Origin of the sequence: Sphingobium scionense, assembly GCF_014197035.1 — a bacterium.
In the GTDB taxonomy this organism is placed as follows: Bacteria; Pseudomonadota; Alphaproteobacteria; order Sphingomonadales; family Sphingomonadaceae; genus Sphingobium; species Sphingobium scionense.
This window is the reverse complement of sequence record NZ_JACIEU010000011.1, coordinates 119,025-143,147: the sequence shown is the minus strand read 5'-3', so window position 1 is coordinate 143,147 and position 24,123 is coordinate 119,025. Positions and strand designations below refer to the sequence as shown.

Here is a 24,123-nt window from a genome sequence, read left to right as displayed (position 1 = left end):
AGCTCCCTACAACCTGATGGCGCACCCATGCGACCGAAGAACGCAGCCAGGCTGCGTTCCCCAGACGGCGCGCGCGGCGATTACCCGTGCAGCTTGATCGCGGTTTCGGCGATCCGGCGGCCCTGATAGCGGGCGCCGTCCAGCTCTTCCTCGCTCGGCTGGCGGCTGCCGTCGCCATCGGCCAGGGTGGTCGCGCCATAGGGCGAACCGCCGCGTACCTTGTCGACGCCCATCTGGCCGGCAAAGCCATAATCCAGCCCGACGATCGTCATGCCGAAATGCAGCAGGTTGGTGATGATCGAGAAGAGGGTGACTTCCTGGCCGCCATGCTGCGACGCGGTCGAGGTGAAGGCACCGCCGACCTTGCCATTGAGCGCACCGCGCGCCCACAGTCCGCCGGCCTGATCCAGGAACGCGGCCATCTGGCTCGACATGCGGCCAAAGCGGGTGCCGGTGCCGACGATGATCGCGTCATAATCCGCCAATTCGGCGACGGTTGCGACGGGTGCGTCCTGGTCCAGCTTGAAATGCGCATTCTGGGCGACTTCCAGCGGCGCGGTTTCGGGCACGCGCTTGATGTCGACCTGCGCGCCGGCGGCGGAAGCGCCTTCGGCCATGGCCTTGGCCATCGTTTCGATATGCCCGTAGGACGAATAATAGAGAACCAGAACCTTAGCCATTGTCATGTCTCCTCATCTGAAACTGAAAGATTGAAGGGGGTGGTCGCCCGCACAAGGGAGGGAGCATGCGGGCGACCGGGGCCGGTCCGTCTGGGGGAGGGGGGTGACGGACCGGCGTGTAAGCGTCATGTCTATTCGCTGTCGACCAGGACGATTTCGCTGTCCTCGACCGCAGTGATGGTGATGGGCGCGCCGCCGATGATGGCCGCGCCGTCCCGTGCCTCGAAGACCTGGCCATCAATCTCGATCCGGCCCGTCGCCGGGACCAGATAGAGGTGGCGGCCTTCTGCGCTTTCATAGATCACGCTTTCACCCGCCTTGATCGTGCCGCCCAGCAGCCGGGCGTCGGCCCGGATGCGCAGCGCTTCCTTGTCCTCGTCATGGCCGCTGGCCAGCACGACCAGCTTGCCGGCGCGATCGCCGTTGGGGAAAGGCTTGGCGCCCCAGCTGGGCGACCCGCCGACCGACCGGGGAATGACCCAGATCTGGAACAGGGTGGTGGTCTCGTCCTCCAGATTATATTCGGCGTGCCGGATACCGGTGCCGGCCGACATGACCTGGACGTCACCCGCTTCGGTGCGGCCCTTGTTGCCCAGGCTGTCCTGGTGGGTGATCGCGCCGGTGCGGACATAGGTGATGATCTCCATGTCGCTGTGGGGGTGCGGCGGAAAGCCCGCGCGCGGACCGATCTCGTCGTCGTTCCATACCCGGATCGCGCCCCAGCCCATGCGGGCGGGATCATAATAATTGGCGAAGGAAAAATGATGCCGTGCGTTCAGCCAGCCATGGTCGGCATGGCCGAGCGACGCGAACGGGCGGCGCTCGATGCGGCTCGCGGTTGTCGTGCTCATGGGGTCTGCCTTTCGAATGCGAATGCCGGAAGCTTCCGGCTTGCTTTCCGACAATCTAGCGATCAGGTTCGTTTCTTGAATAAGCAGTGTTGAAACGGATTGTTTCCTTATGCGCCTACCCGATTTCGAGGCCTGGGCGATGTTCGCCGCCGTGGTCGAACATCGCAGCTTTACCGACGCGGCCAAGGCGCTCAGCGTCTCCAAGGCCACCGTGTCCAAGGCGGTGACCCGGCTCGAACAGCATCTCGACACCAGCCTGTTCAGCCGCACCAGCCGCCGCCTGGCGCTGACCGAGAGCGGCCGGCGCCTGGCGGACCACGCTCAGCGTATCCTGGCCGAAGGACAGGCGGCGGAGGAGGCCGCGCGCGACGAGACTGCCGAACTCTCCGGCACGGTGCGTCTGGGCGCACCGATGAATTTCGGCCTGCTGCGGATCGCGCCGATGATCGCGCAGTTCACCAAGGAAAATCCGCTGGTCGATGTCGACCTGCATTTGTCCGACGCAAAGATCGACATCGTCGAACTCGGCCTCGACGCCACCATCCGCATCGCCGACATGCCCGACAGCTCCTTGCGCGCGCGCCGGCTGGCCGATGTCCATATGCATGTCGTCGCCTCGCCTGCCTATCTGGCCGAACGGGGGCACCCGACCCATCCGTCCGACCTCGGCAACCACGACTGCCTCTGCTATTCCAACGTCACCGCGCCCGATGTCTGGCGCTTCACCGGGCCGGGGCAGCAGAATGTGACGGTGCAGGTCCGCCCGCGCATTACCGTCAACAGTGGTGAGGCGATGATGCCCGCGCTGCGCCTTGGCGTCGGCATCGCCCGCCTGCCCGATTTCATCGTCGGCGACGCGATCCGTTCGGGTGAGCTGGAGGAGATATTGCTCGACTGGCGGCCGCCGCCCTTCGGCCTGCATCTGGTGACGCCGCCCTCGCGCCTGCGGCCGGCACGGGTGGAGGCGCTGCTCGATTTCCTGACCCGCCACCATGGTTGCTGAGGCTGGTTTACGAAGTGCAAATTTCTGCCTTGTGATCGGCGCGGATCGCTCCTGCGAAAGGCGGAACCAGGGCAGGACTTTGCTCGTTCCGTCCCGTAATCCAGCTTGACTCGGCGGGCTTCGTTACGGGGTCAACGCTTTGTAAACAGATTCGTTTTTATACGACTCGCGGATTCCTGCGGGTTAGCGAAAAATTAACCTTTGTCCTTCAGAAGTTTTTTGGTTAATGATTGCGAGCAGAAACCGTTCTGGTGGGGTGAACGGACCTGCGACACGAAGGGGCTTCCAATGCGCGTGCTGCTGATTGAGGACGAACCAACCACCGCCAAGGCGATCGAGCTGATGCTCACGACCGAGGGTTTCAATGTCTACACCACCGATCTTGGGGAAGAGGGCCTCGATCTCGGCAAGCTGTACGACTATGACATCATCTGTCTGGATCTCAACCTGCCCGACATGCACGGCTATGACGTGCTCAAGAAGCTGCGGGCGGCGCGGGTGCAGACTCCGGTGCTGATCCTGTCGGGCGTCGCCGAAATGGACAGCAAGGTCCGTTCCTTCGGCTTCGGCGCCGACGATTATGTCACCAAGCCGTTCCATCGCGAGGAACTGATCGCGCGCATCCACGCCGTGGTCCGCCGCTCGAAGGGCCATTCGCAGTCGGTCATCCGCACCGGCAAGCTGGCGGTGAACCTCGACGCGAAGACCGTGGAAGTGGACGGCAACCGCGTTCATCTGACCGGCAAGGAATATGCGATGCTGGAGCTGCTCTCGCTCCGCAAGGGCACGACCCTGACCAAGGAGATGTTCCTCAACCATCTCTATGGCGGCATGGACGAGCCCGAACTCAAGATCATCGACGTCTTCATCTGCAAGCTGCGCAAGAAGCTGGCACTGGCCTGCAGCGGCGACAATTATATCGAGACCGTCTGGGGTCGCGGCTATGTGCTGCGTGATCCCGATGAGGTCGAGGCGTTCGAAACGCGGGTTGCCTGATCGACCGCTGATTCTATGTCAGGGGGTGGAAAGGCCGGCGGTCCGAAGGGATCGCCGGCCTTTTCCGTTGGCGCCATATTGTTACAAATCATGTAATTTCTGTAGAATTAAGCCGCTATTTACCATCCGTGCCTAGGCCGGGGGTGAAGGAGTTTTATGTTCATGGGCCAGGCCATTCACCCCCATAGCCGCGATGCCGTCTGGGACGCCATTTGCCGTTCGCAGGCGGTGATCGAATTTGCGCCGGACGGCACGATCCTCTGGGCCAATGACCTGTTCCTGGCGACCATGGGCTATGCCCTCGGAGAGATTGTCGGGCGCCATCATCGCATCTTCTGTGACGAAGGGCAGGCGCGTTCGGCCGCTTATGCCGCCCTGTGGGAAAAGCTGGGGCAGGGCGATTTCGATGCCGGCGAATATCGTCGCCTGGGTAAGAATGGGCAAGAGGTGTGGCTGCAGGCCACCTATAATCCGGTCTTCAATGCCGAAGGTCGGGTCGAGCGCATCCTCAAGATCGCGACCGACACCACCCCCTCCAAGATCTTGCGCGCGGAACTCAAGAGCACCGTCGACGGGCTGGTCGACATTGTCGACACGATCAGCGGCATCGCCAACCAGACCAACCTGCTGGCGCTCAACGCCACGATCGAGGCGGCACGGGCCGGCGAGGCCGGGCGCGGCTTCGCGGTGGTCGCGGCCGAGGTCAAGAAACTGGCGGGGGACACGCGCGCGGCGACCGATCGCGCCCGCGCCATGGTGGTCGCGTCCAGCTGATCCCGTCGCCCGATTGCGGACATGATGCGGCCGGCGATCCATGAGGATCGCCGGCCGTTTCCGTCAGGTCACGGGATACGGGGTTATGGGGTCAATCCGTCGCCTGATCGGAAGAGGAAGGGGTAGCGGCCTCGCCCTGCGGCTGGCTGGTGCTGCCATGGGTCTCGCCGCTGCCCGAAAGCTGGCCGCTGGCGTCGATCGACGCGGCGCTGCCGATGGCATGGGTCGCGTTGCCCGCGACATTCCCCGCCGTCGACCGTGCGCCGCTGGCCGTCGAGCCCGCCCGATCCCGTGCGGTGGCAACCGTGCTACCTGCCCGGTCACGGGCCGATGCCACGGTGCTGCTCGCCCGGTCGCGCGCCGTCGCGACGCCGCTTTCCGCCCGGTCTCGTGCGGCGCCGGCCGTGTCGCCGGCCCGGCTGCGCGCCGCATCGGTTGCGCCGGTCACATCGCTGGTGCCCAGCGTATCGACCGCCAGATTGCCGCCGGTCGATCCCGATCCGCTGGCCGAGCGGCTCTTGCCATGACGGCTTGCCGATCCTTCGGCGCGGCCATTGCCGTTGCCGCTGGCGCCGACCCGGCCATTGTCGAGGTCGATGCTGCGATCCAGGCTACCCGATCCGCCGAACGAACCGCCCAGCGTGCCGCCCAGGCCGCCGGTGATGCCACCCAGGCCGCCACCACCCAAGGCGCCGCCACCGCCCAGCAACTGGGCAGAGGCGGGGGCTGTGGTGAGCGCCGCGAGGCAGGCGGTTGCGATGATAATCTGCGTCTTCATGGACCGTCTCCTTGGTCATCTTGATCCGATGACAGGACAACGGCGGGGCGTTTCGCTTTAATCCCGGAAGCCAGAAATTTTCTTACAAGCTACGGTAATTCAATCCATATTTCTGCACGCGTCGCACAATATGCCGGCGCCATAGCCCTTGCCGCGAGCGGGTTTTGCCTCCCGCCGCAACGCCTCGACCGATCCGCCAGCCATCAGCCGCCCGGCCACCAAAGGCGCCGCAAAGGATGTGCCGCGCACCTTGTCCCGGCCGCCCGCCATGTCGGCGGCCATCATGTCCGCGCCGGGCGCAGCGAAATCGACATGGGCCGCGCGACCGGCCTCGGGCAGCAACCGGCCGCGCCCGTCCACGCCGGTCACGGCGATCACCTGCGGGTAGGATGCGGGGTAGGCGGGCGGGGCGGCCGGGCCGTCATTGCCGACTGCCGCGACCAGCATCACCCCCTTGTCGCGCACCAGGCGGATCGCCCCGGCCAGCAAGGGATTGTCCGGCCCGACCAGGCTGATCGTCACCACCTTCGCGCCGCGCGCCGCCATCCAGCCCAGCGCGCGGACGATGGCAAAGCTGCTGCCGCCGGCCGGATCGTCGCCATAGACATCGGCGACCAGCAGCGGCGTGCCCGGCGCGGCGCCCTTCACGCGGCCACTGCCGCCGATCAGCGACGCGACCGCCGTGCCATGGGCGCTGGCCCTGGGTGCGCCGGCGACGAAGCCACGCTGTTCGATCGCGCCCGCCAGCGCCGGATGTGCGGCCACGCCGCCATCGATCAGCCCGGCCGCGCCGCGCCCGACACTGCCATGGCTCGCCAGTGTAGCGGATCGCCCCTCCGCAGCCGCGCCGCTCGGGAAATAGAGATTGTCTGCGCTCGCCTGCGCCTGCGGGGCGATCTTGCGCACGCTGCGCAGCGCCCGCGCCAGGCTCTGGCCGTCGGGCACACTCAGTCGGGTGATCGCCATGTCGATCCCCTCGGCCTCGACCCGTTCCACCCCATAGCCGGCCGCCCGCAGTTTCTCGATAGCGGCCGCATCCGCCCCGGTCAGCAGGATGATGCCGCGCCTTGCGGGTTGGCGTTGGTCGTCCAGTTCGACCGCGTCGCCATGCTGGCGCAACAGCGCGTCGATCCGCGCCGCGCGCGCCGCTGCCAGGCGATCGGCCAGCCGCGCCGGCGACAGCCGATCCAGGTCGCTCTGGTCGACGATGCCGCCCAGCCGGTCGAGCGTGTCGGGCACTATCTGGCCGACCCCGCCCAGCGCACCGCCCCCCAGCGCACCGGCGGCCGGCGCCGGCAGCAATTGCGCCTGCGCACCCGGTGCTGCGAGCCACAATCCCGCGATCAGCAACGGGCGCGTCCATCTCATCTCTGTCTCTTCCCGCCGGTCATCGCCGGCCTTTTCAGCGTCAAAATCGTCCATCGTCAAAAAAATTCCGGTTGCTGGACTTTCTGAAGGATGAAACGGCCGGGCAGGGACGTTTCATCCCTGAAGTGGTCGTTTGTAAATCCGATTGAAACCGGATTTGCTGCACCGGCCCTCTCCCCCACCCGGCCACCCAACGGCTATATTCTATGGGTGGCCGGGTGGGGGAGAGGGCCGGTGCGGTACTGAAAATGCGCTTGGGCGCATTTTCCAAACGAAGAATATTTTGGAGAAACCATGTCGTTCGAGCGCGACCTGCTGGCGATCCTGCCCCGGCTGCGGCGTTTTGCCGCCAGCCTGTCGCATGATCGCGCCGATGGCGACGATCTGTGCCAGGCGGCACTGGAAAAGGGGCTGCGCGCCCGCGACCAGTGGCAACCGGGCACGCGGCTCGACAGCTGGATGTATCGGATCATGCGCAATCTTTGGATCGATGAGGGTCGCGCCCGTCAGCGGGCCGCCAGAACCTTCGCGCCGGAAGAGGCGGGGGCCGACGTCGGTTATGCCGGCGACAAGGCGGTGGAACAGGCCATGACCCTGTCCGACGTCGACCGGGCGATGCAGGCGCTGCCGCCCGAACAGCGCGAGGCGATCGCGCTCGTGCTGGTGGAGGGGCTGTCCTACAAGGAGGCGGCTGCGATATTGAACATACCGATGGGCACGCTGACGTCGCGGCTGGTGCGCGGACGCGGCGCGCTCATCGAACTCTTGGGGGAAGCGGCATGACCGACATTGACGAAGCCATGCTGATCGCCTGGGTGGATGGCGAACTGGATGAGGTGACCCGGCGGCGCGTTGACCGCGCGGTGGCGGACGATCCCGCGCTGGCCGCCCGACTGGAGCAGCATCGCCGGCTGCGCGCGCGGCTGGCCGGCCATTTCGCGCCGATCGCGCAGGAGGATGTGCCTGCGTCGATGCAGGCCATGCTCGCCTCGCCGACGGTGGTGCCGATCGCGCGACCCTCGCGACGCTGGAGCTGGGTTACGGGCGGCGCGATCGCCGCCAGCCTGCTGCTGGGCTTGGGTATCGGCCATATGTCGGGCGGACAAGACGGACCGATTGCGGTCAGGAATGGCGCGATGCTGGCGCGGGGATCGCTCGCCACCGCGCTCGACAGCCAATTGGCCTCGGCCGGGGAGGGCGGTTCCATTCACATCGGCCTCAGCTTCCGGCGCAAGGGCGGCGGCTGGTGCCGCAGCTTCGACGGCGCGGCCATGGCCGGTGTCGCCTGCCGCACCGATGCCGGCTGGCAATTGCTGCAGGCGGTGTCCGGCAAGGGCCAGGCGAGCGAATATCGTCAGGCTGCCTCGGCCGATCCGCGCCTTCTCGCCACCATCGACGGCCTGATCGACGGCGCCCCGGTCGATGCGCAGGGCGAGCGGGCGGCGCAGGCGGCCGGCTGGCGCTAACTGCCGCTTCGCTGTCGCCTGACTGTTGCTTCCGTGTCGCTTCACCGTCGCTTCGGTGGCGCGTCAGGGAAGCCTGACAGGCGCGCTAGGCCGCAAAAACGGCCGATTTCGCGTTGCACGACACTGTGAACTTTCAACTGTCGCGTCAGAATTCCAGGTTCAGCCGCCCATAATAGAAACCGCCGCTGATCCCATAGGGGGCATAGCCATTGTAGAGGCTGCCGGCCGTCCGGTTCACCGGCCTCAATTTGTTGGGATAGGTGTTGAGCAGATTATTGGCCCCGACCGACAGCTTGACGCCCCGCGTCAGTCGGTAGCCCAGTTCGAGGTCGAGGATCGTCTTGGGGCTCAGTTTCTCGTCGACATAATCATAAAGGCAACCGGTGCTGCCTGCCGTGCAGCTTTGAAAATCCTCGGTATGATAGACGGCCGCACTGGCCCGCTGATAGATTTTGCCATAGCGGGTGGCGCGCAGGTTCAGATTGAAATCACCCTTTTCCCACAGGATGTTGCCGATCAGCTTGTCGCGCGGCGTCCCTTCGGAAAGGTCGCCCTGCTTGGCCCGGCCGATCAGCACCAGCCCGGATGCGGCGATCTCGTCGGGGACCGGGTCGATATGGGTGAAGATGGTCTTGTTGAAATTGGCGGACAGGCTGATCGTCGCGGTGCCAAGGTCGCCCAGCCCCGCCCGATAGGTGCTGACGATATCGAGGCCGCGAGTGCGCGTGTCGGCCGCGTTGGAGAAGATGAGGCCGCCGGCAATGCCCTGTATGCCCGCTGCCGCCAGCGCATTCATGACCACCGGGCCGCTCAGCGTTTCGGACAGCAGGATGCGGTCCCTGACCTTGATCTGATAGGCGTCGACCGTGACGTTGAAATTGGGCGCCGGGGTCAGGACGATGCCGGCGGAAAAGTTGGTCGACTTTTCCGGCTTCAGCGGCTGCGCCCCCAGCGCCCGCGCGGCGACGCCGTCTACCGGCAGCGCCTGCACCGGCAGCAGCTGGTTCACGCCGTTGACGGTGACGTTGATCGTGGAGGAGGACGCATAATGCTGCTGCTGCAGCGTCGGCGCGCGAAAGCCGGTGCTGGCGGTGCCGCGAATGGCAAAGCCGCGAAACGGCTCGAAGCGCAGCGACGCCTTGCCGGTATCGGTGGTGCCGAAGTCGGAATAATCCTCGTGCCGCCCGGCCAGGCCGAACTCCAGCCCCTCGATGATCTCACCTTCCAGGTTGAGATAGGCGCTCCAGTTGTCGCGGTTCCAACTGCCGGCGCCTTCGGGGACAAAGCCGGTGACGCCCTGCGACCCGACCCCGGTGCGCGTCGCCCCCGCCCACCAGCTGCCGGCCGGCGAGACATAGCCGCCATCGATATAGGATTCCGGGTCGCCTCGCCCGATCAGGAACTTGTTCTTCTTATACTCGGCACCGACCGCGACCGAAAGCGGCCCGGCGAGGCCGATGTCCAGTTCCTTGCTGAAGTCGAGATTGCTGGTCCATTCGTCGAAGCGGATCTTGCCGAGGTAGAAATGGGTGGGGCTGGCCGGCCCCATGGAGGGGTTGAGCGAGGTGGTCTGCGCATATTTGACCGCGTCCTGCGCATAGCTGGTCGACAGGTCGACATGCACCCCGCCGCCAATCTCGCCACGCAGCCCACCGGCGACCTGAAAATCCTCGTCATAGACGTGGATGCGCGGAATATAGCCTTCGGGGTAGATATCCAGGATGTTGTTGAGTGCCGCCGGGTTGCGATAGGTCAGCCAGCCGGCCGCATGCCGCTTGGAGTAAGTGCCGAAGCTGTACATCTCCATGGTCCCGCCGACCGGCATCATCGCATCATAGCTGGCATTGCCGCCGATGACCTGCGGCTGGCCATATCTGGCGCGAATGCGGTCCGGATCGGCATTGCGCGCGTCGCCGGTGGGATAGAAGGGATTGCTGGTGATCGGGCTGCTGTTCACCACCGTATTGTCCTGGAGCACGCCTTCGCCCGACAGGTGGATATAGCCGCCGTCCGGGCCGATCGCGAAGCCCTTGTCGATCTGCCAGCGGCCCTGCCAGCCGCCATTGTCGGCGGTGCTGCCCATGGTCAGCGCCGCGCCGCCCTGGGTGTCGTTCTTCAGGATGATGTTGACGACGCCGGCGATCGCGTCCGACCCATATTGGGCCGATGCGCCGTCGCGCAGCACCTCGATCCGCTGGATCGCATTGCCGGGGATCAGGTCCAGGTCCGGCGGCGACTGGCCATTCTGGACCGATCCGTTGATGAACAGGGTGGCGGTATTATGGCGCCGCTTGCCATTGACCAGCACCAGCAACTGGTCGCCGCCCAGGCCGCGCAGCGACAGGGTGCGCACCGCCCAGCTGGCGCCGGCGCCATTGTTCGACACGTTGATCGACGGGACGAGCGTGCCCAGCAGGTCGCGCACCGACTGCTTGCCGCTCGCTTCCAGATCCTTTTCGCCCAGCACGTCGATCGGCGCCAGGCTTTCGGCGACGGTGCGGGTCGTCTGGCGGGTGCCCGTGACGATGATGGGGGCGGATTCGGCCGCCGGCTCGGGCGCCGGGGCCATGGCCAGGCCATCGAGCGTGGATGAACCGCTGGCCTGCGCGAACTGGATCGCCAGCGGGCGTCGCCGCACGGCGCTGCGGTTTTGCGGGGTGACGAGCGCGATGACGCCTGCGCCGGCCGGGGAACGGCGCAATGCGGTGCCGGCGAGCAACTGGTTCAGCGCTTCGTCGGTGCTCAGCCATCCTTCGACCCGACGGCTGCGGATGCTCGCGACCTCGTCATAGGGGAAGAGGATGCGAATGCCGGCCTGCGCCGACAGCGCCCGCAGCGCGCCGCTCAGGGGCTGGGACGGGATAGAGAATTTGTGCCGCTGCGACAGGCTGGTGTCCGGCGCAGGGGCGGCAAGCAGTTGGGTCGGCGCGAGGCATGTAGCGAGCGACATGCCCGCCAGAACATGGCGTATCTGCATGATATGTCCCCTGCTGATCGGCGCTTTCTGCCGTTTGTCATGGGAACGAAATATCAGGGATGATCCGCCATCGGCTGGCAACAAAAGCGCGGGGCCACGGCGGTCTCGACGAACGGAATCAATTCTCGCCGGTCTGCAGGAACCAGCGATCCGCGCCCTCCAGGCCGATAGCGGTCAGGCGCCCGGAATAATAAGCGCCGGTGTCGATGCCGATGCGGTTTGTGAGATTTTCGACCTCGGGCGTGATGCTGTGGCCATGAACGACCATCTTGTCGTGCCGGCCGGCATGGTTGAGGAAATCGCCGCGTATCCAGCGCAGGTCGGACGGTCGCTGCTCGGCGATGGCCACCCTCGGACGGATGCCGGCATGGACAAACAGATAGTCGCCGACCGTCATATGATCGACGAAGCTGTCGAGGAAGTCGACATCCGCGCGCGGAATATGGTTCAGCATCCAGTGGGCGATCGCCTGGTCGTCCATGTCTGCGCTCAGCGAAGGGGGCAGGCCGTAGCTGGCGAGCGTTTCCACGCCGCCGATGCGGCGGAAAAAGCCGACCGCACCCTGGTCGCCGCGCGCGGCCATGACGAAAATCTCTTCATGATTGCCTTTGACCAGCCCGATATTGCCGCCCGATCCATGCAGCGCCCGGACCCGCTCTATGACCTGGGCGGAATGAGGCCCCCGATCGATGAGGTCGCCTAGCAGGATAAGGCGGCGCTGCTTGGTCGGGCGCAGTGCATTGTCGGCGACCAGCATGCCGAGCAACTGGTCGAGCAAATCCAGCCGGCCATGAATGTCGCCGATCGCATAGATGCGCCGGTCATCCCCCACGCTGGGGGGCGTCCCGTCCACGCCATCGGACCGGCGCAGGAATTTCAGCATCGGGAGGACCATGGGCGATTCATGGCCCGCGATGCTGCCACAGCATCACAGGCGCGGCAATGTCACGCCCTGCTGTCCCATATATTTTCCGGCCCGGTCGGCATAGCTGACCTCGCAAGGCTCGTTGCCCTTCAGGAACAGGAACTGGCAGGCGCCTTCATTGGCGTAGATTTTGGCGGGCAGCGGCGTGGTATTGGAAAATTCCAGCGTCACATGGCCCTCCCAGCCCGGCTCCAGCGGCGTCACGTTCACGATGATGCCGCAGCGGGCGTAAGTGGACTTGCCGAGGCAGATCACCAGCACGTCGCGCGGCACGCGGAAATATTCGACCGTGCGGGCAAGGGCGAAGCTGTTGGGCGGGATGATGCAGACGTCGGTCTTGCGGTCGACGAAGCTGTTGGCGGCAAAATCCTTGGGATCGACCACGGCGCTGTCGACATTGGTGAAGATCTTGAACTCGTCGGCGACGCGCGCGTCATAGCCATAGGAGGACAGGCCATAGCTGATGCAGCCGTCGCGGCGCTGGTTCTCGACGAACGGCTCAATCATGCGGGTCGACAGGGCCTGTTCGCGGATCCAGCGGTCGGAAAGGATGGACATGGGTCTGTCAGCTCTTCTGAGTAGGAGTGATGCCAAGGTCGGCCGGGCCGAAGGCGTGGGGCAAAAGGCCGGCAACGCTATGCTGGACCAGGCCGTCGCCTTCGGGCGCGATGCAATAGATGGCGAGGGTGCGGCCGGCCATCTGTTCGGCCTCGTTGATGACCTGGCGGCACCGGCCGCAGGGGCTGACGATTGCCTCGCCGCCGACGCTGCCGTCCGCCGCCATGCCGCCGCCGACGACGGCGATCTCCGCGACATCGGTCAGGCGTCCCTGGGCATTGACGGTGGCCAGTGCGACCGTTTCGGCGCAGAGCGACAGGCCGTAGCTGGCATTTTCGAAGTTGCTGCCGGTGACGATGCTGCCATCGGTCAGGCGCACGGCGGCGCCCACGGCAAAGCGGCTATAGGGCGCATGGGCATGGGCCATGGCGCCGCGTGCTGCCGCGACCAGCGCGGCGATATTCTTGTCTTCTGCACTCATGGTGCCACCACATCCCATCTGATCGGTCCGTCGACGCCGTCGATATGCCGCATGTCGCTGGCTGTCCACATCACCCATGGCCGTTTGGCATAATCGGGCGCGAAGAAATTGCCATCGACCCACAATGTCCGGTTGATGCCGCTCGCGATGTCATATGTCGCGTCGAAATCGGGGCTGATGTTGAGCAGCGCGGGCTTGCCGGCATGGCTTTCGACCAGATTGACCAGCGTGTTGAGTTCCGACAGCACCTGGTCGCGGCCGGGGCGCGTGGCACAGGAGGGATCGAACCCCAGCCGGATGACCGGGGGCAAGGCGGCATTGTCGCGCGGCACGGTGGTCATGAACTGGGTGGCCTGGTCGACCGCCTTGGCGCACAGGCTATAGTCCAGCGCGGCACCATAGCGCATGCCCGCGCCGCGCGCGCCGCGCCAGTTGGCGGCGAACAGGGGGTCGCGCATGCTGGCGCCCCGGGCCGCGCGAATATAGGCGAAATCCGCCCCCTGGGCCGCAAGCGTGCCCCATTCGACCAGGCCAGTGTCGGATGTCACCGACACGCCCTGGGTCGGATATTCGTCGCGGTTTGGTGCCCATCCGCGTGCATAGATCCATAGTGCCGAACCCAGCACCATGATGATTGCCAGAACCGCCCCCAAGCGGACCAGCAAGCCCCCCAAAGTCAAACGCCCGATGATGTTACCCCTTGATATGCAATACGCAGATGAGTGTGAACAGGCGGCGCGCGGTATCGAAATCGACCGCAATCTTCCCCTCCAGCCGCTCCTTCAACATCTCGGCCGCGTCGTTGTGAATGCCTCGCCGTGCCATGTCGACGGTTTCGATCTGCGCTGGCGAGGCATTGCTGATCGCCTGATAATAGCTGTCGCAGATGGCGAAATATTCGCGGATCGGCCGGCGAAAACGGCCCAGGCCCAGGATGATCGCCTCCAGCGGGCTGTCATCCGCACGGTTGATCTCGATGACCAGGCGCCCTTCCTCGACCCGCAGCACCACTTTATAGGGTCCGGCATAGCCGTCGGCATGGGCGCGTTGCGGCGCGAAATGATTGTCCTCCAGCAGGTCGAAAATGGCGATGCGCCGTTCCTGCTCGACATCCGCGTTGCGCCACAGGATCGTGCGCTCGTCGAGCTTGATGTCTATGATGCGCGGGTCGGCCATGGCGGGTCTGCTGTCAGTGCGGCGACGGGCCACGAAAAGCAAGCGCGACTTGTGGACGAGCGCGATGTGCGGTCGTTTCAACCTTCGCCCTTGCGCGACCCGCGTGGTGGCGCGATGAGGGCGCCATGGTCGAACTGGTGAAACTCAATGCAGCCCCCGAAGAGGGCGGGCTGGAACTCCCCCGCAATGTCGAAGCGGAGGCCGCCCTGCTGGGCGCGCTGATGATCGACAACCGGATTGCGGAGGATGTGCAGATCAAGCTGAAAGCGGAGCATTTCTTCGAGCCGCTGCATGGCCGTATCTATGATGCGGTGATGCGCCTGGTCGAGCGCGACATGATCGCCAATCCAGTGACGCTCAAGCCGATGCTGGAACAGGATCCGGCGCTCAAGGAGCTGGGCGGCGCGGCCTATCTGGCGCAGCTGACCGGCAATGGTGCGGCGCTGCTGGGCGCACGCGACTTCGCGGCGCAGATCTATGACCTTGCCCTGCTCAGGCAGCTGGTGAATGTCGGCCGTGAACTGGTTGAAAATGCGATGGACACCAGCGAGGATGTCAATCCGCGCGAGCAGATCGAGCAGGCCGAAGTCTCGCTCTACAAAGTGTCCGAAGGCGAGGGGGAGACCGGGTCGGTCAAGAGCTTCCTGTCCGCCTCGACGGCGGCGGTGCAGGTGGCCGAACGCGCGCTCAACAGCGGCGGCCATGTGTCGGGTATCACCACCGGCATCAACAGCCTCAACGAGAAGATCGGTGGTCTGCACAATTCCGACTTGATGATCCTGGCCGGGCGTCCGGGCATGGGCAAGACGTCGCTGGCGACCAATATCGCCTATAATGCGGCGTCGCGCTGGCTGCGGGACAATAGCGACGGCATTCCGCCGGAAAAGAATATGGGCGCCAAGACCGCCTTCTTCAGCCTCGAAATGTCGGCCGATCAGCTCGCTACCCGCGTTCTGGCCGAACAGTCGGGCATCAGCGGCGAAGCGTTGCGCATGGGCAAGATCAGCCGGGCGGACTTCCAGAACCTGTCGCGCGCCGCGCGCGACCTGCAGGAACTGCCGCTGTTCATCGACGATACGCCGGGCCTGACGATCGCGGCGCTGCGCACCCGTGCCCGTCGCCTCAAGCGCCGCCATGATGTCGGCTTCATCGTGGTCGACTATCTCCAACTGCTGCAGGGCACCGGCAAGGGCGACAATCGCGTCAACGAAATTTCGGAAATTTCCCGTGGTTTGAAGACCCTGGCGAAGGAACTTAATTGTCCGGTGCTGGCGCTGTCGCAGCTTAGCCGTGCGGTCGAACAGCGCGAGGACAAGCGCCCGCAGCTGTCCGACCTTCGCGAATCGGGCTCGATCGAGCAGGACGCGGACATGGTCTGGTTCGTGTTCCGCGAGGATTATTATGTTGCCGCCAAGGAGCCGGGCAACAAGGAAGGCCCCGAGCATCAGGAATGGGTGCAGGAGATGGAGCGCATCTACGGCCTCGCCGAAGTGATCGTCGCCAAACAGCGTCACGGTTCGACCGGGCGTATCCGCATGAAGTTCGACGCCAAGATCACCCGCTTTTCGGATCTGGCCGAGGGCACGTCCTATCTGGAAGACCTGGAATAGTCAGGCGTGGCGGCGGGTGCCTCCGCCGCCACCCCGGTCAACCGGCGACGAATGCCTTGAAGATGATGCACAGGCCTATCATGCTGGCGAGATAGGCGAGCGAGCGGACCACCGGCACGCCCAGGCCATAGAGCGGCAGATAGAGCGCGCGCGAGACCAGCCATAGCCAGCCGCCGATCGCGGTCCATTCGCTGGTGCGGTCCGCCACGACCACGCCGAACAGAACGATGATCGCGATCGGGAAGGTTTCCAGGAAATTAGCCTGGGCACGGACTAGCCGCCCGCCGACGGGATCGAGCGGGGGCAGGTTTTCATCCCGCGCTCCGGTATTCCATTTCAGGCCATATTGCTTGGTCTTGAGGTGCGCCGCCGCAAAGATATGGACCAGCAGCAGGACGCAGGCCCAGGCTAGGATCTTCAGTTCAACTGCCATCATGCCCTCCCTTGATCGCGGCGGCGCATTGCCATCCGCTTATTTGACGATCGGCAACCATATCGCGCTGGCGCCCGCCGCGCCATATTGCACGCTCTGGGTCGCCGGCTTGTAGTCGCCCGGCTTCGCATCGAAGATCGAGGGCACATAGGTCTGCGGGTTGCGGTCATAGACCGGGAACAGGCTGGACTGGATCTGCACCATGATGCGGTGGCCCGGCTTGAACACATGGTTTACGTTCGGAAGGCCAAACTTGTAATTTTCCGCCTTGCCCGGCGTCAGCGCCTGCGGCTTGTCGAAGCCATGGGCATAGCGACCCCGGAAGATATCGATGCCGATCGGCAGTTCATAGCCGGCCATCACCGGATTGGCGGTATTTTCCTCCGGATAGACGTCGATCAGCTTCACCACCCAGTCGCTGTCGGTGCCACTGGTGGCGGCGAACAGGTCGACCATCGGCTGGCCGGCGATATGGACGTCCTTGTCCAGCACCGGCGTCACATAGGTCAGCACATCGGGGCGGCCATCGACGAAACGCTGGTCCTTCACCAGCCAGGTGCGCCAGGCCTCATTCTGGTCCTGATGGATCGGCCGGGGCAGATAGGGGACCGGCTTGGCCGGATCGGACACATAGGAATCGCTGCCGGCGGCTGCCGGCTTGGCCCAGGACAGGCTGTAACTGGCGCCGAGATAGAGCGGGGTCGGTGTGCCGCCGGGCCATTTGGCGCGGGTTTCCCACTTGTCGATGCCAGTCGCATAGGTGAGCGAGCCGGGCATGGTGTAGCCGGCCGGCGGATTGTCCTTGAGATAATGGTCGAGGAAGGGCTTCATCGTGCCGACGCGGAACTGGCGGCCGGTATCCCCCTCGAACTGGAGGTCGCCCAGGCTCCGGCCCTCATAATTGACGCCGCTATGGCGCCAGGGACCGATCACCAGGCTGACCATGTCGTTCTTCTTGTCCTGCGGTTCCAGCGCCTTGTAGACCGCTGGCGCGCCATAGCTGTCCTCCTGGTCCCACTGGCCCACGACCAGCATGGTCGGCACGGTCAGCGTGCGCCTGGCCAGCAGCTTGTCGACCGCCTGTTCCTGCCAATAGGGGTCATAGGCGGGGTGTTCGAGCAGCTTGCGGACCGAGGGGAAGGCGTCGAGACCATAGGCGCGGGCGAAGTCGCCGGCCGATCCGGCGTTCAGCATCGTCGTATATTCGTCGCCATTGCCCATCGGGATCGCGCCGCCGCCCTTCTTGGCGGTCTGCGACAGGCTGTAGCCGAAGCCGAAATTGCGGAAGGCGCCATTGTGGAACCAGTCGTCGCCCATCCAGCCGTCGACCATCGGGCTCTGCGGCACGGCGGCCTTCAATGCAGGGTGCGGATCGATCAGCGCCATCAGCGAGGTGAAGCCGGGATAGGAGGAGCCGGTGATCGCGACCTTGCCGTTGGTTTCCGGCACATTCTTCACCAGCCAGTCGATCGTGTCATAGGCGTCGGTGCTGTTGTCGACGTCGGTCTTGTTGAGCGGGCCACGCAGCGGGCGGGTCATGACATAGTCGCCCTCCGACCCCTTCAGGCCGCGCACGTCCTGATAGACGCGGATATAGCCGTCATTGACGAAATCCGCGTCCATGACCGGCAGGATTTCCTCGATCTTCTGGCTGCGGTTGCGGCTGGTCGCCTTGCCCGCATCATAGGGGGTGCGGGTCAGCAGGATCGGGCCATGGCTGGTGCCCTTGCGCATGACGATGACGGTGAACAGCTTCACCCCGTCGCGCATCGGGATCATCACTTCCTTGCGCACATAGTCCGCCTGCGGCCGCGCCGGATCATAGACATCGACCTTGTCCGGGGTCATCGGATCGGTCTGCGCGGCGATCGGCGCGGCGAGCGCAGCGATCATCAGGGCGGCAGCGGAAATCTGTGCGGCACGAAGCATGGCGATACCCCTTTGTTCTTTTGCGATCATGCAACGGGTCCGGCCTTGAGGGAAGGCCGGACCCGCTTGTCTTTTATCAGGCCTGAATGAGCGCCCGGGCGCGATCCTCGATCCGCTTTTCCAGGATCGACAGCGGCATCGCGCCTTCCTCAAGAACCGCGTGGAACTGCTTGATATCGAACTTGTCACCCAGCAGCGCCTGCGCCTTTTCGCGCGCCTTGGTCCAGCTGCCATGGCCGACCTTGTAGCTGGTCGCCTGGCCCGGCTGGGTGCAATAGCGCTCGACTTCGCGTTGGCAGCGGGGGCGAGCGAAGCCGGTCTTCTCGACCATGTAATCGGTCGCCTGCTTGACGCTCCATTGCTTGGAGTGGATGCCGGTGTCGACCACCAGGCGGGCGGCGCGGAACAGGAAGGACTGGAGATAGCCGGCGCGGTCGATCGGCGTCGCATAGCCGCCCAGTTCGTCGGCCAGTTGCTCGGCATAGAGCGCCCAGCCTTCGCTATAGGCGCTCATGAAGGCGATCTTGCGCAGCATGGGAACGTCGCCGGCGGTCTGTGCGGTCGAGATCTGGAGGTGATGACCCGGCACGCCTTCATGATAGGTGAGCGCGGGCAGGCCATATTTCGGCCAGTCGCCGACATCCTTCAGATTGATGAAGTAGATGGCCGGGCGCGAACCGTCGAGCGCGGCGCGGTTATAATAGCCGTTGGAGGCGCCGTCCTGGATCTCGACCGGCACGGCGCGGATTTCGAGCGGCGTGTTGGGGATCGTCGTGAACGCCTGGGGCAGCTTCGCCTTCATCGCGTCGAGATCGCGGTTGAGCTGGGCGAGCAGGGCGGCGCGGCCGTCCGGGCTGTCGGCATAGAGCTGGGCCGGGTCGACATTGAGCGCGGCGAGCTTTTCGCCGACGCTGCCCTTGGTGAAGCCGGCATCGTTCAGGATCACGTCCAGCTTGGCGCTGATGTCGGCAACCTGCTCCAGTCCCATGGCGTGAATCTGGTCGGCGCTAAGGTCAGTGGTGGTCGCCTGCTTCAAGGCGGCGGCGTAGATTTCATCGCCGCGCGGGGTCCGCCACACGCCGTCGCCTGCGACGGTCTTGGGCTTCAATGCCTCGATCGCGGCGATCTGCTCGTCGAGTGCGGGGTAGATCGACTTTTCGACGATCGCGGCGGCCTGTGCCTGCCAGTCGCCGGTCACGCCCTTGGCAGCGGCGCGCTTCACCAGCGACTGGACCAGGCTGCTGGTCGCGGCCGGCTGGCCACGCAGCTTCTTCATCTGGCCAAGCGTCAGGTCGAGCGACCAGCCCGGCGCCAGATAGCCGCGCGCGGCTTCGTCCCGCTGCAGCGCGGTGTCGGTCCGCAGGTTGCGGGCGAAGGCGTCGAGCCGGGCGACATAGGCCTCACAATCACCGGCAGTGTTGATGGTGTGGGCGGTGTTCAGGAAATCGGGCGTCTGGAAATAGCTGCCGCCCTGCTGGAAGATGCGATAGGGGCGCTGGACGCTGTTGAGGCCGAACTTGGCCGGGGCGACGGTCTGCTGGTCGAGCGAATAGAGGATCACCTCCAGGTTCAGGCGCTGCGCATCCGACAAGGCGGCGCCCTCATATCCCTTGAATTCCTTGATCACGGCCTGGGTCGCGGCCAGCTTCTTCATCGTGCCCGACTTGCTGTTGTCATCGAGCTGGCTCTTGGCGGCGGAACGCGCACCCTTGTCGAGGCCGAGGCTGGTGACCATGGCGGGCGACAGGTCGAGCTGGCGCTCGAAGGCGGTGGCGAAGGCTGCCGACAGGCGCGCATCATCGGCGCCAGCGGCTTGGGCCAGCGCGCGGGGCGCAGCGGTGGCGAGCGCAACCGCGCCCGAGGAAAGCAGGAATTGACGACGATCCATGGAGCGACTCCCTTAAGTCCCGTGGGAAAGGGGGGAGTGTATTGCGCTGCTGACACGACAGGTCCAGCGCGCGCCCGCGCTTGTTACGCAATGTTACAATAAGATAGGGCCGGTCGCCCCGCAGGGCGCCCGGTCCGATCAGAAGGCAGGCAGGTTTGCCGGGTCTTCGGGATCGATGACGGGAATAGGCGAAATCGGCGAATGGATGCCGCATTCCACCTTGTCCCAGCCACGCCAGCGACCGGCGCGGGGATCTTCGCCCGGCAGAACCTTGGACGTGCAGGGCTCGCAGCCGATCGACAGATAGCCCTGCGCCTCCAGCGGGTGGCGGGGCAATTGTTCGGCCTCGAAATAGGCTTCCAGATCGGTTTTGGTCCAGTCGCCCAGCGGATTGATCTTGAGCCGGCCGTCCTCGACCTCGAAGCGCGGCAGGTTCTGGCGCGTCACCGACTGGAACGCCTTACGGCCCGAAATCCAGGCGTCCAGGCTTGCCTTGGCGCGCTTCATCGGCTCGACCTTGCGGATTTCGCAGCAGCCGTCGGGATCATAGGACCAGCGCAGGCCGGTCTCATCCTTCTTGGCCAGCACCGCCGCATCGGGCGCGACCACGCTGCTGTTGGTGAAGCCCAGCCGCGCAACCAGCGTGTCGCGATAATTGAGCGTCTCGGCGAACATCTTTTGCGTATCGACGAAGATTACCGGGATGGCCTTGTCGGCCTTGGCCACCAGATCGAGCAGCACCGCGCTTTCCGTGCCGAAGGAAGAGACGACACCGACATTGCCGGCGAGGCCTTCCGCAAACACGGTCTTGAGCATGGTCAGCGTATCGACGCCCTCGAAACGCGCGTTAAGCGCGTCGGCTTGCCCCTGGGTAAAGAGGGGACGGGCATCGATCACATCGATCTGGCGGGCAGGTTCAGCCATCAATTTTCTCCGGATGCCGTTTCGCCCAGACGGGCTGACGGCCATCGATCGTCTTCTGATAGACGTCGGCATAGCGGGTGAGCGCACGCTCCACGGCGGCGTCATCCAGGGCCTTGGCGGGGTGGAAACTGTCGAAGCCGCAGCGGCGCATGGCGTTGATCTGGTCGACCAGCACGTCGCCCACGGCGCGCAATTCGCCCTGATAGCCTGATTCCCGCAGGATACGGGCGGCCGAATAGCCGCGCCCGTCACCATAGGCCGGGAAATTCACCTCGACCAGCGAGAGGCGATCGAGGTGGGGCAGCAGTTCGCGCGCATCTTCGCCCGGCTCGATACGGACGGCGGTGGCGTTGGACTGCCCGGTGAAGGATTCGACCGTGACGGCCGGTTCCTGGCCGGATTCACCGTCGCGGAACGAGAGAAATTCAACCATATTAAAAATTCCGTTCGGGCTGAGCGAAGTCGAAGCCCTTCAAGCGAGTCACGTGCCTCGCTTGAACTGAGCGGAGCGAAGACACCTCACTACGTTCGGTGGAGCCCTTCGACAGGCTCAGGGCGAACGGTTGTTGTTTGCACTCAACCATAGATCGCCTCCTTGAAGGGCTTCATGCCGATGCGGCGATAAGTGTCGAGGAAACGCTCCCCGTCGGTGCGTTCGGCGAGATAGATGTCCGTGACCTTCTCGATCGCGTCGACCACGCCGTCCTCGGAGAAGCCGGGGCCGGTGATCTGGCCGAGCGAAGCATCCTCTGCGCCCGATCCGCCGAGGAGAAGCTGGAAATTCTCCACGCCCTTACGGTCCACGCCCAAAATGCCGATATGGCCGGCATGATGGTGGCCGCAGGCGTTGATGCAGCCCGAAATCTTGAGCTTCAGCTCGCCCAGTTCCGCCTGACGCTCGGCTGCGGCAAAGCGCTGCGCGATCTTCTGCGCCAGCGGGATCGAACGCGCATTGGCGAGCGCGCAATAATCGAGGCCAGGGCAGGCGATGATGTCGGTGATAAGGTCAAGATTGGCCTCGGCCAGACCCGCTTCCTCCAACTGCTGCCAGATAGCGGGCAGGTCGGCCTTCTTCACATGCGGCAGGACCAGGTTCTGCGCATGGGTGACGCGCAGTTCGTCGAGCGAATATTGCTCGGCCAACGACGCGACCAGTTCGATCTGCTCGGCCGACGCGTCGCCGGGGATGCCGGTCAGCGGCTTCAGGCTGATATTGACGATCGCATAGCCCGGCGCCTTGTGCGCTGCGACCTGACGGTCGACCCATAGCGCGAAGGCCGGATCGGCACGGTCGATGTCTTCGCTCAGGCCCGTGTCATAGGCCGGATTGGCGAAGAAGGCGCGGATGCGGTCCAGTTCTTCGGTCGGCGGGTTGAGGCCCAGTTCGCGCATATGCGCAAACTCTTCCTCGACCTGACGCTTATATTCCTCGACGCCGATCTCGTGCACCAGGATCTTGATCCGCGCCTTATATTTGTTGTCGCGGCGGCCGTAGCGATTATAGACGCGCAGGCAGGCTTCCAGATAGGAGACGATCTCCTCTTCGGCCACGAAATCCCTGATCTGCGGCGCGACCATCGGGGTGCGGCCCATGCCGCCGCCGGCATAGACTTCGGCGCCGATCACACCATCCTTCGACACCAGCTTAAGGCCGATATCGTGGAGCTTCATCGCCGCGCGATCATCGTCGCTGGCGATCACGCAAATCTTGAACTTGCGCGGCAGATAGGTGAATTCCGGGTGGAAGCTCGACCATTGGCGCAGCAGTTCGGCCCAGGGGCGGGGGTCCGCCACCTCGTCGGCGCTGACGCCGGCATATTGGTCCGAACTGATGTTGCGGATGCAGTTGCCGCTGGTCTGGATGGCATGCATCTCCACGCTCGCCAGTTCGGCGAGGATGTCAGGCGCATCGGCCAGCTTGATCCAGTTATATTGCAGGTTCTGGCGCGTGGTGAAGTGGCCATAGCCCTTGTCATATTTCGCCGCGATTTCGCCCAGCTTGCGCATCTGTTTGCCGCTGAGCGTGCCATAGGGAATGGCGACGCGCAGCATATAGGCGTGAAGCTGGAGATAGAGGCCGTTCATCAGCCGCAGCGGCTTGAACTGATCCTCGGTCAGCGCGCCGGTCAGGCGGCGCTGCACCTGATCGCGAAATTCATCGACGCGGGCGTCGACGATGGACTGGTCATAGCTGTCGTAGCGATACATGTCAGATCACCCAGTTGCCGGCGTCGGCGTCATTCGGTTTCAAATTGAGGTCGGGACGCACGGTCGGGCCAAGGGCGCGGATGCGGTCCTTGATATGGGCCGGGCGCACGCCCTCGTCCGTGACGGTCGCGTCGATCACATAGGCGCCGACGACGCGCAGCGCCGCTTCCTCGGTGCGGACGAGGTCGTCGCCCTGTTCGCCGACATCGGCGCTGTCGCCGACCTGGCGCGACCAGCCATCGCCGGCCCACCAGATGACATCGCCGGTCACCAGATCATTGCCCGTCAGGATCTTCACGAACGCATCTCCGAAATATTCTCCCCTTTTGCCGCCCAGTCCGCCAGCACATCATGTGCCAGGGCATGGGCTGCCACGTCGCCGACCACGATCAGGGCCGGGCTTTTGACTTCTTCACGCACCACCATGTCGCCCAGATCGGCGAGCAGGGTGCGCAGGCTGCGCATATTGGCGCGCGTGCCATTTTCCAGCACCGCGACCGGGATTGCCGGCGACACGCCGTCGGCGATCAGCTTGTCGGCAATGTCGGCGGCGGTCGCGACGCCCATATAGATGACGAGCGTGCGGCCTTTTCCCGCAAGGCCGGACCAGTTCTGATCGGCAAGACCCTTGCACTGGCCGGCGACGAAGCTGACCGCGCTCGACGCTTCGCGATGGGTCAGCGGCAGTTGCGCCTGGGCGGCGGCACCGATCGCGGCGCTGATCCCCGGCACGACCTCGACCGGGACGCCGGCAGCGCGGCAGGCGTCGACTTCCTCGCCACCACGGCCGAAGATAAAGGGATCGCCGCCCTTCAGGCGGACGACCGGCTCACCAGCCAGGGCGAAGCGGACCAGCAGGGCGTTGATCGCCTCCTGCGGCATGGAGTGGCGGCTGCGCTGCTTGGCGACCGACACCAGTTCGGTCTGCGGCCCGGCCAGCGCCAATATATCGTCGGACACCAGCCCGTCATGCACGATCAGGCGCGCGTCGCGGATCAGGCGCACGGCCTTGATGGTCAGCAGTTCCGGGTCGCCCGGTCCCGCGCCCACCAGGTGGACGGTAGCAGGTGCAATGTCAGCCATGCTCGCCACATGGCG

General features: G+C 64.9%; 24 protein-coding genes. 6 read left to right on the top strand and 18 right to left on the bottom strand.

Translation table 11 applies throughout. From position 1 onward, the window contains the following. Positions 1-80: 80 nt before the first annotated feature. Complete coding sequence (wrbA, locus tag GGQ90_RS14730; RefSeq protein WP_188082832.1) at positions 81-680, bottom strand: NAD(P)H:quinone oxidoreductase; 600 nt, start codon at positions 678-680, stop codon at positions 81-83. A gap of 131 nt (positions 681-811) precedes the next feature. After that, on the bottom strand, positions 812-1,531 hold the full coding sequence (locus tag GGQ90_RS14725) for a pirin family protein (protein WP_188082831.1): 720 nt from the start codon (positions 1,529-1,531) through the stop codon (positions 812-814). A 109-nt stretch (positions 1,532-1,640) separates the two neighbouring features. Here GGQ90_RS14725 and GGQ90_RS14720 point away from each other — a divergent pair, with 109 nt between their 5' ends. The 3 genes from GGQ90_RS14720 (at position 1,641) to GGQ90_RS29695 (ending at position 4,304) form a co-directional block, all read left to right on the top strand. Beyond that, on the top strand, positions 1,641-2,534 hold the full coding sequence (locus GGQ90_RS14720; RefSeq protein ID WP_188082830.1) for a LysR family transcriptional regulator: 894 nt from the start codon (positions 1,641-1,643) through the stop codon (positions 2,532-2,534). A gap of 288 nt (positions 2,535-2,822) precedes the next feature. Next, a complete protein-coding gene (gene ctrA, locus GGQ90_RS14715) occupies positions 2,823-3,530 on the top strand; it encodes a response regulator transcription factor CtrA (protein ID WP_188082829.1) in 708 nt (235 codons plus the stop codon). Positions 3,531-3,686: 156 nt separating this feature from the next. Next, positions 3,687-4,304: a methyl-accepting chemotaxis protein gene (locus GGQ90_RS29695; protein ID WP_188082828.1), complete on the top strand. Its 618-nt coding sequence runs from the start codon at positions 3,687-3,689 to the stop codon at positions 4,302-4,304. 91 nt (positions 4,305-4,395) lie between these two features. Here GGQ90_RS29695 and GGQ90_RS14705 read toward each other — a convergent pair whose 3' ends face one another. Both GGQ90_RS14705 and GGQ90_RS14700 read right to left on the bottom strand, forming a co-directional pair. Then, positions 4,396-5,082: a hypothetical protein gene (locus GGQ90_RS14705; RefSeq protein ID WP_188082827.1), complete on the bottom strand. Its 687-nt coding sequence runs from the start codon at positions 5,080-5,082 to the stop codon at positions 4,396-4,398. A gap of 99 nt (positions 5,083-5,181) precedes the next feature. Continuing rightward, positions 5,182-6,504, bottom strand: coding sequence for a S8 family serine peptidase (locus GGQ90_RS14700; protein ID WP_188082826.1), 1,323 nt, complete (start codon positions 6,502-6,504; stop codon positions 5,182-5,184). Between the two features lie 240 nt (positions 6,505-6,744). Between GGQ90_RS14700 and GGQ90_RS14695 the strand changes: the two genes are divergently transcribed. Together GGQ90_RS14695 and GGQ90_RS14690 are read left to right on the top strand one after the other, a co-directional pair. Then, positions 6,745-7,233, top strand: coding sequence for an RNA polymerase sigma factor (locus GGQ90_RS14695; RefSeq protein WP_004212209.1), 489 nt, complete (start codon positions 6,745-6,747; stop codon positions 7,231-7,233). Further along, complete coding sequence (locus GGQ90_RS14690) at positions 7,230-7,916, top strand: anti-sigma factor family protein (protein WP_188082825.1); 687 nt, start codon at positions 7,230-7,232, stop codon at positions 7,914-7,916. The genes GGQ90_RS14695 and GGQ90_RS14690 overlap by 4 nt, the downstream gene beginning before the upstream one ends. A 145-nt stretch (positions 7,917-8,061) precedes the next feature. Here GGQ90_RS14690 and GGQ90_RS14685 read toward each other — a convergent pair whose 3' ends face one another. The 6 genes from GGQ90_RS14685 to GGQ90_RS14660 all read right to left on the bottom strand — a co-directional run bounded on the left by GGQ90_RS14685 (position 8,062) and on the right by GGQ90_RS14660 (position 14,033). Then, entirely contained in the window at positions 8,062-10,893 is a 2,832-nt protein-coding gene (locus GGQ90_RS14685; RefSeq protein ID WP_188082824.1) for a TonB-dependent receptor plug domain-containing protein, read from the bottom strand. A 118-nt stretch (positions 10,894-11,011) separates the two neighbouring features. Then, positions 11,012-11,788 (bottom strand): metallophosphoesterase family protein, encoded by a 777-nt coding sequence (locus GGQ90_RS14680; protein ID WP_188082823.1) that lies wholly within the window; start codon positions 11,786-11,788, stop codon positions 11,012-11,014. A gap of 33 nt (positions 11,789-11,821) precedes the next feature. Further along, on the bottom strand, positions 11,822-12,376 hold the full coding sequence (dcd, locus tag GGQ90_RS14675) for a dCTP deaminase (RefSeq protein ID WP_188082822.1): 555 nt from the start codon (positions 12,374-12,376) through the stop codon (positions 11,822-11,824). Between the two features lie 7 nt (positions 12,377-12,383). Next, positions 12,384-12,857 carry a cytidine deaminase gene (locus GGQ90_RS14670; protein WP_188082821.1) on the bottom strand — a complete coding sequence of 158 codons (474 nt, stop codon included), beginning with the start codon at positions 12,855-12,857 and terminating at the stop codon, positions 12,384-12,386. Beyond that, entirely contained in the window at positions 12,854-13,486 is a 633-nt protein-coding gene (locus tag GGQ90_RS14665; RefSeq protein ID WP_188082889.1) for a GH25 family lysozyme, read from the bottom strand. The genes GGQ90_RS14670 and GGQ90_RS14665 overlap by 4 nt, the downstream gene beginning before the upstream one ends. 64 nt (positions 13,487-13,550) lie before the next feature. Next, positions 13,551-14,033, bottom strand: a complete 483-nt coding sequence (locus GGQ90_RS14660; RefSeq protein ID WP_188082820.1) for a UPF0262 family protein — start codon at positions 14,031-14,033, stop codon at positions 13,551-13,553. A gap of 125 nt (positions 14,034-14,158) precedes the next feature. Here GGQ90_RS14660 and GGQ90_RS14655 point away from each other — a divergent pair, with 125 nt between their 5' ends. Further along, positions 14,159-15,643 (top strand): replicative DNA helicase, encoded by a 1,485-nt coding sequence (locus tag GGQ90_RS14655; RefSeq protein WP_188082819.1) that lies wholly within the window; start codon positions 14,159-14,161, stop codon positions 15,641-15,643. Positions 15,644-15,680: 37 nt separating this feature from the next. Here GGQ90_RS14655 and GGQ90_RS14650 read toward each other — a convergent pair whose 3' ends face one another. From GGQ90_RS14650 to cobA, 8 genes are all read right to left on the bottom strand, one after another. Further along, entirely contained in the window at positions 15,681-16,076 is a 396-nt protein-coding gene (locus GGQ90_RS14650; protein ID WP_188082888.1) for an MAPEG family protein, read from the bottom strand. 39 nt (positions 16,077-16,115) lie between these two features. Next, entirely contained in the window at positions 16,116-18,005 is a 1,890-nt protein-coding gene (locus tag GGQ90_RS14645) for a CocE/NonD family hydrolase (RefSeq protein WP_188082818.1), read from the bottom strand. Positions 18,006-18,081: 76 nt separating this feature from the next. Continuing rightward, positions 18,082-19,893, bottom strand: a complete 1,812-nt coding sequence (locus tag GGQ90_RS14640; protein WP_188082817.1) for a DUF885 domain-containing protein — start codon at positions 19,891-19,893, stop codon at positions 18,082-18,084. 138 nt (positions 19,894-20,031) lie between these two features. After that, the gene (locus GGQ90_RS14635; protein WP_188082816.1) at positions 20,032-20,817 is read right to left on the bottom strand and encodes a phosphoadenylyl-sulfate reductase; all 786 of its coding nucleotides are present in this window, start codon (positions 20,815-20,817) and stop codon (positions 20,032-20,034) included. Beyond that, positions 20,810-21,250: a DUF934 domain-containing protein gene (locus GGQ90_RS14630; RefSeq protein ID WP_188082815.1), complete on the bottom strand. Its 441-nt coding sequence runs from the start codon at positions 21,248-21,250 to the stop codon at positions 20,810-20,812. The genes GGQ90_RS14635 and GGQ90_RS14630 overlap by 8 nt, the downstream gene beginning before the upstream one ends. Positions 21,251-21,393: 143 nt before the next feature. Beyond that, positions 21,394-23,025 (bottom strand): nitrite/sulfite reductase, encoded by a 1,632-nt coding sequence (locus GGQ90_RS14625; protein ID WP_188082814.1) that lies wholly within the window; start codon positions 23,023-23,025, stop codon positions 21,394-21,396. Position 23,026: 1 nt separating this feature from the next. Next, positions 23,027-23,323 (bottom strand): DUF2849 domain-containing protein, encoded by a 297-nt coding sequence (locus GGQ90_RS14620; protein WP_037520914.1) that lies wholly within the window; start codon positions 23,321-23,323, stop codon positions 23,027-23,029. After that, the gene (gene cobA / locus GGQ90_RS14615; RefSeq protein WP_188082813.1) at positions 23,320-24,108 is read right to left on the bottom strand and encodes a uroporphyrinogen-III C-methyltransferase; all 789 of its coding nucleotides are present in this window, start codon (positions 24,106-24,108) and stop codon (positions 23,320-23,322) included. The genes GGQ90_RS14620 and cobA overlap by 4 nt, the downstream gene beginning before the upstream one ends. Between the last annotated feature and the right edge of the window lie 15 nt (positions 24,109-24,123).

Coding starts and splice junctions, on each gene's coding strand:
- GGQ90_RS14725 (WP_188082831.1), bottom strand. CDS start 1,531: ATGAGCACGACAACCGCGAGCCGCATCGAGCGCCGCCCGTTCGCGTCG.
- GGQ90_RS14680 (WP_188082823.1), bottom strand. CDS start 11,788: ATGGTCCTCCCGATGCTGAAATTCCTGCGCCGGTCCGATGGCGTGGAC.
- dcd (WP_188082822.1), bottom strand. CDS start 12,376: ATGTCCATCCTTTCCGACCGCTGGATCCGCGAACAGGCCCTGTCGACC.
- GGQ90_RS14690 (WP_188082825.1), top strand. CDS start 7,230: ATGACCGACATTGACGAAGCCATGCTGATCGCCTGGGTGGATGGCGAA.
- GGQ90_RS14650 (WP_188082888.1), bottom strand. CDS start 16,076: ATGGCAGTTGAACTGAAGATCCTAGCCTGGGCCTGCGTCCTGCTGCTG.
- GGQ90_RS14635 (WP_188082816.1), bottom strand. CDS start 20,817: ATGGCTGAACCTGCCCGCCAGATCGATGTGATCGATGCCCGTCCCCTC.
- GGQ90_RS14670 (WP_188082821.1), bottom strand. CDS start 12,857: ATGAGTGCAGAAGACAAGAATATCGCCGCGCTGGTCGCGGCAGCACGC.
- ctrA (WP_188082829.1), top strand. CDS start 2,823: ATGCGCGTGCTGCTGATTGAGGACGAACCAACCACCGCCAAGGCGATC.
- wrbA (WP_188082832.1), bottom strand. CDS start 680: ATGGCTAAGGTTCTGGTTCTCTATTATTCGTCCTACGGGCATATCGAA.
- cobA (WP_188082813.1), bottom strand. CDS start 24,108: ATGGCTGACATTGCACCTGCTACCGTCCACCTGGTGGGCGCGGGACCG.
- GGQ90_RS14640 (WP_188082817.1), bottom strand. CDS start 19,893: ATGGATCGTCGTCAATTCCTGCTTTCCTCGGGCGCGGTTGCGCTCGCC.
- GGQ90_RS14655 (WP_188082819.1), top strand. CDS start 14,159: ATGGTCGAACTGGTGAAACTCAATGCAGCCCCCGAAGAGGGCGGGCTG.
- GGQ90_RS14700 (WP_188082826.1), bottom strand. CDS start 6,504: ATGGACGATTTTGACGCTGAAAAGGCCGGCGATGACCGGCGGGAAGAG.
- GGQ90_RS14685 (WP_188082824.1), bottom strand. CDS start 10,893: ATGCAGATACGCCATGTTCTGGCGGGCATGTCGCTCGCTACATGCCTC.
- GGQ90_RS14695 (WP_004212209.1), top strand. CDS start 6,745: ATGTCGTTCGAGCGCGACCTGCTGGCGATCCTGCCCCGGCTGCGGCGT.
- GGQ90_RS14665 (WP_188082889.1), bottom strand. CDS start 13,486: ATGGTGCTGGGTTCGGCACTATGGATCTATGCACGCGGATGGGCACCA.
- GGQ90_RS14720 (WP_188082830.1), top strand. CDS start 1,641: ATGCGCCTACCCGATTTCGAGGCCTGGGCGATGTTCGCCGCCGTGGTC.
- GGQ90_RS14660 (WP_188082820.1), bottom strand. CDS start 14,033: ATGGCCGACCCGCGCATCATAGACATCAAGCTCGACGAGCGCACGATC.
- GGQ90_RS14705 (WP_188082827.1), bottom strand. CDS start 5,082: ATGAAGACGCAGATTATCATCGCAACCGCCTGCCTCGCGGCGCTCACC.
- GGQ90_RS14625 (WP_188082814.1), bottom strand. CDS start 23,025: ATGTATCGCTACGACAGCTATGACCAGTCCATCGTCGACGCCCGCGTC.
- GGQ90_RS14645 (WP_188082818.1), bottom strand. CDS start 18,005: ATGCTTCGTGCCGCACAGATTTCCGCTGCCGCCCTGATGATCGCTGCG.
- GGQ90_RS29695 (WP_188082828.1), top strand. CDS start 3,687: ATGTTCATGGGCCAGGCCATTCACCCCCATAGCCGCGATGCCGTCTGG.
- GGQ90_RS14630 (WP_188082815.1), bottom strand. CDS start 21,250: ATGGTTGAATTTCTCTCGTTCCGCGACGGTGAATCCGGCCAGGAACCG.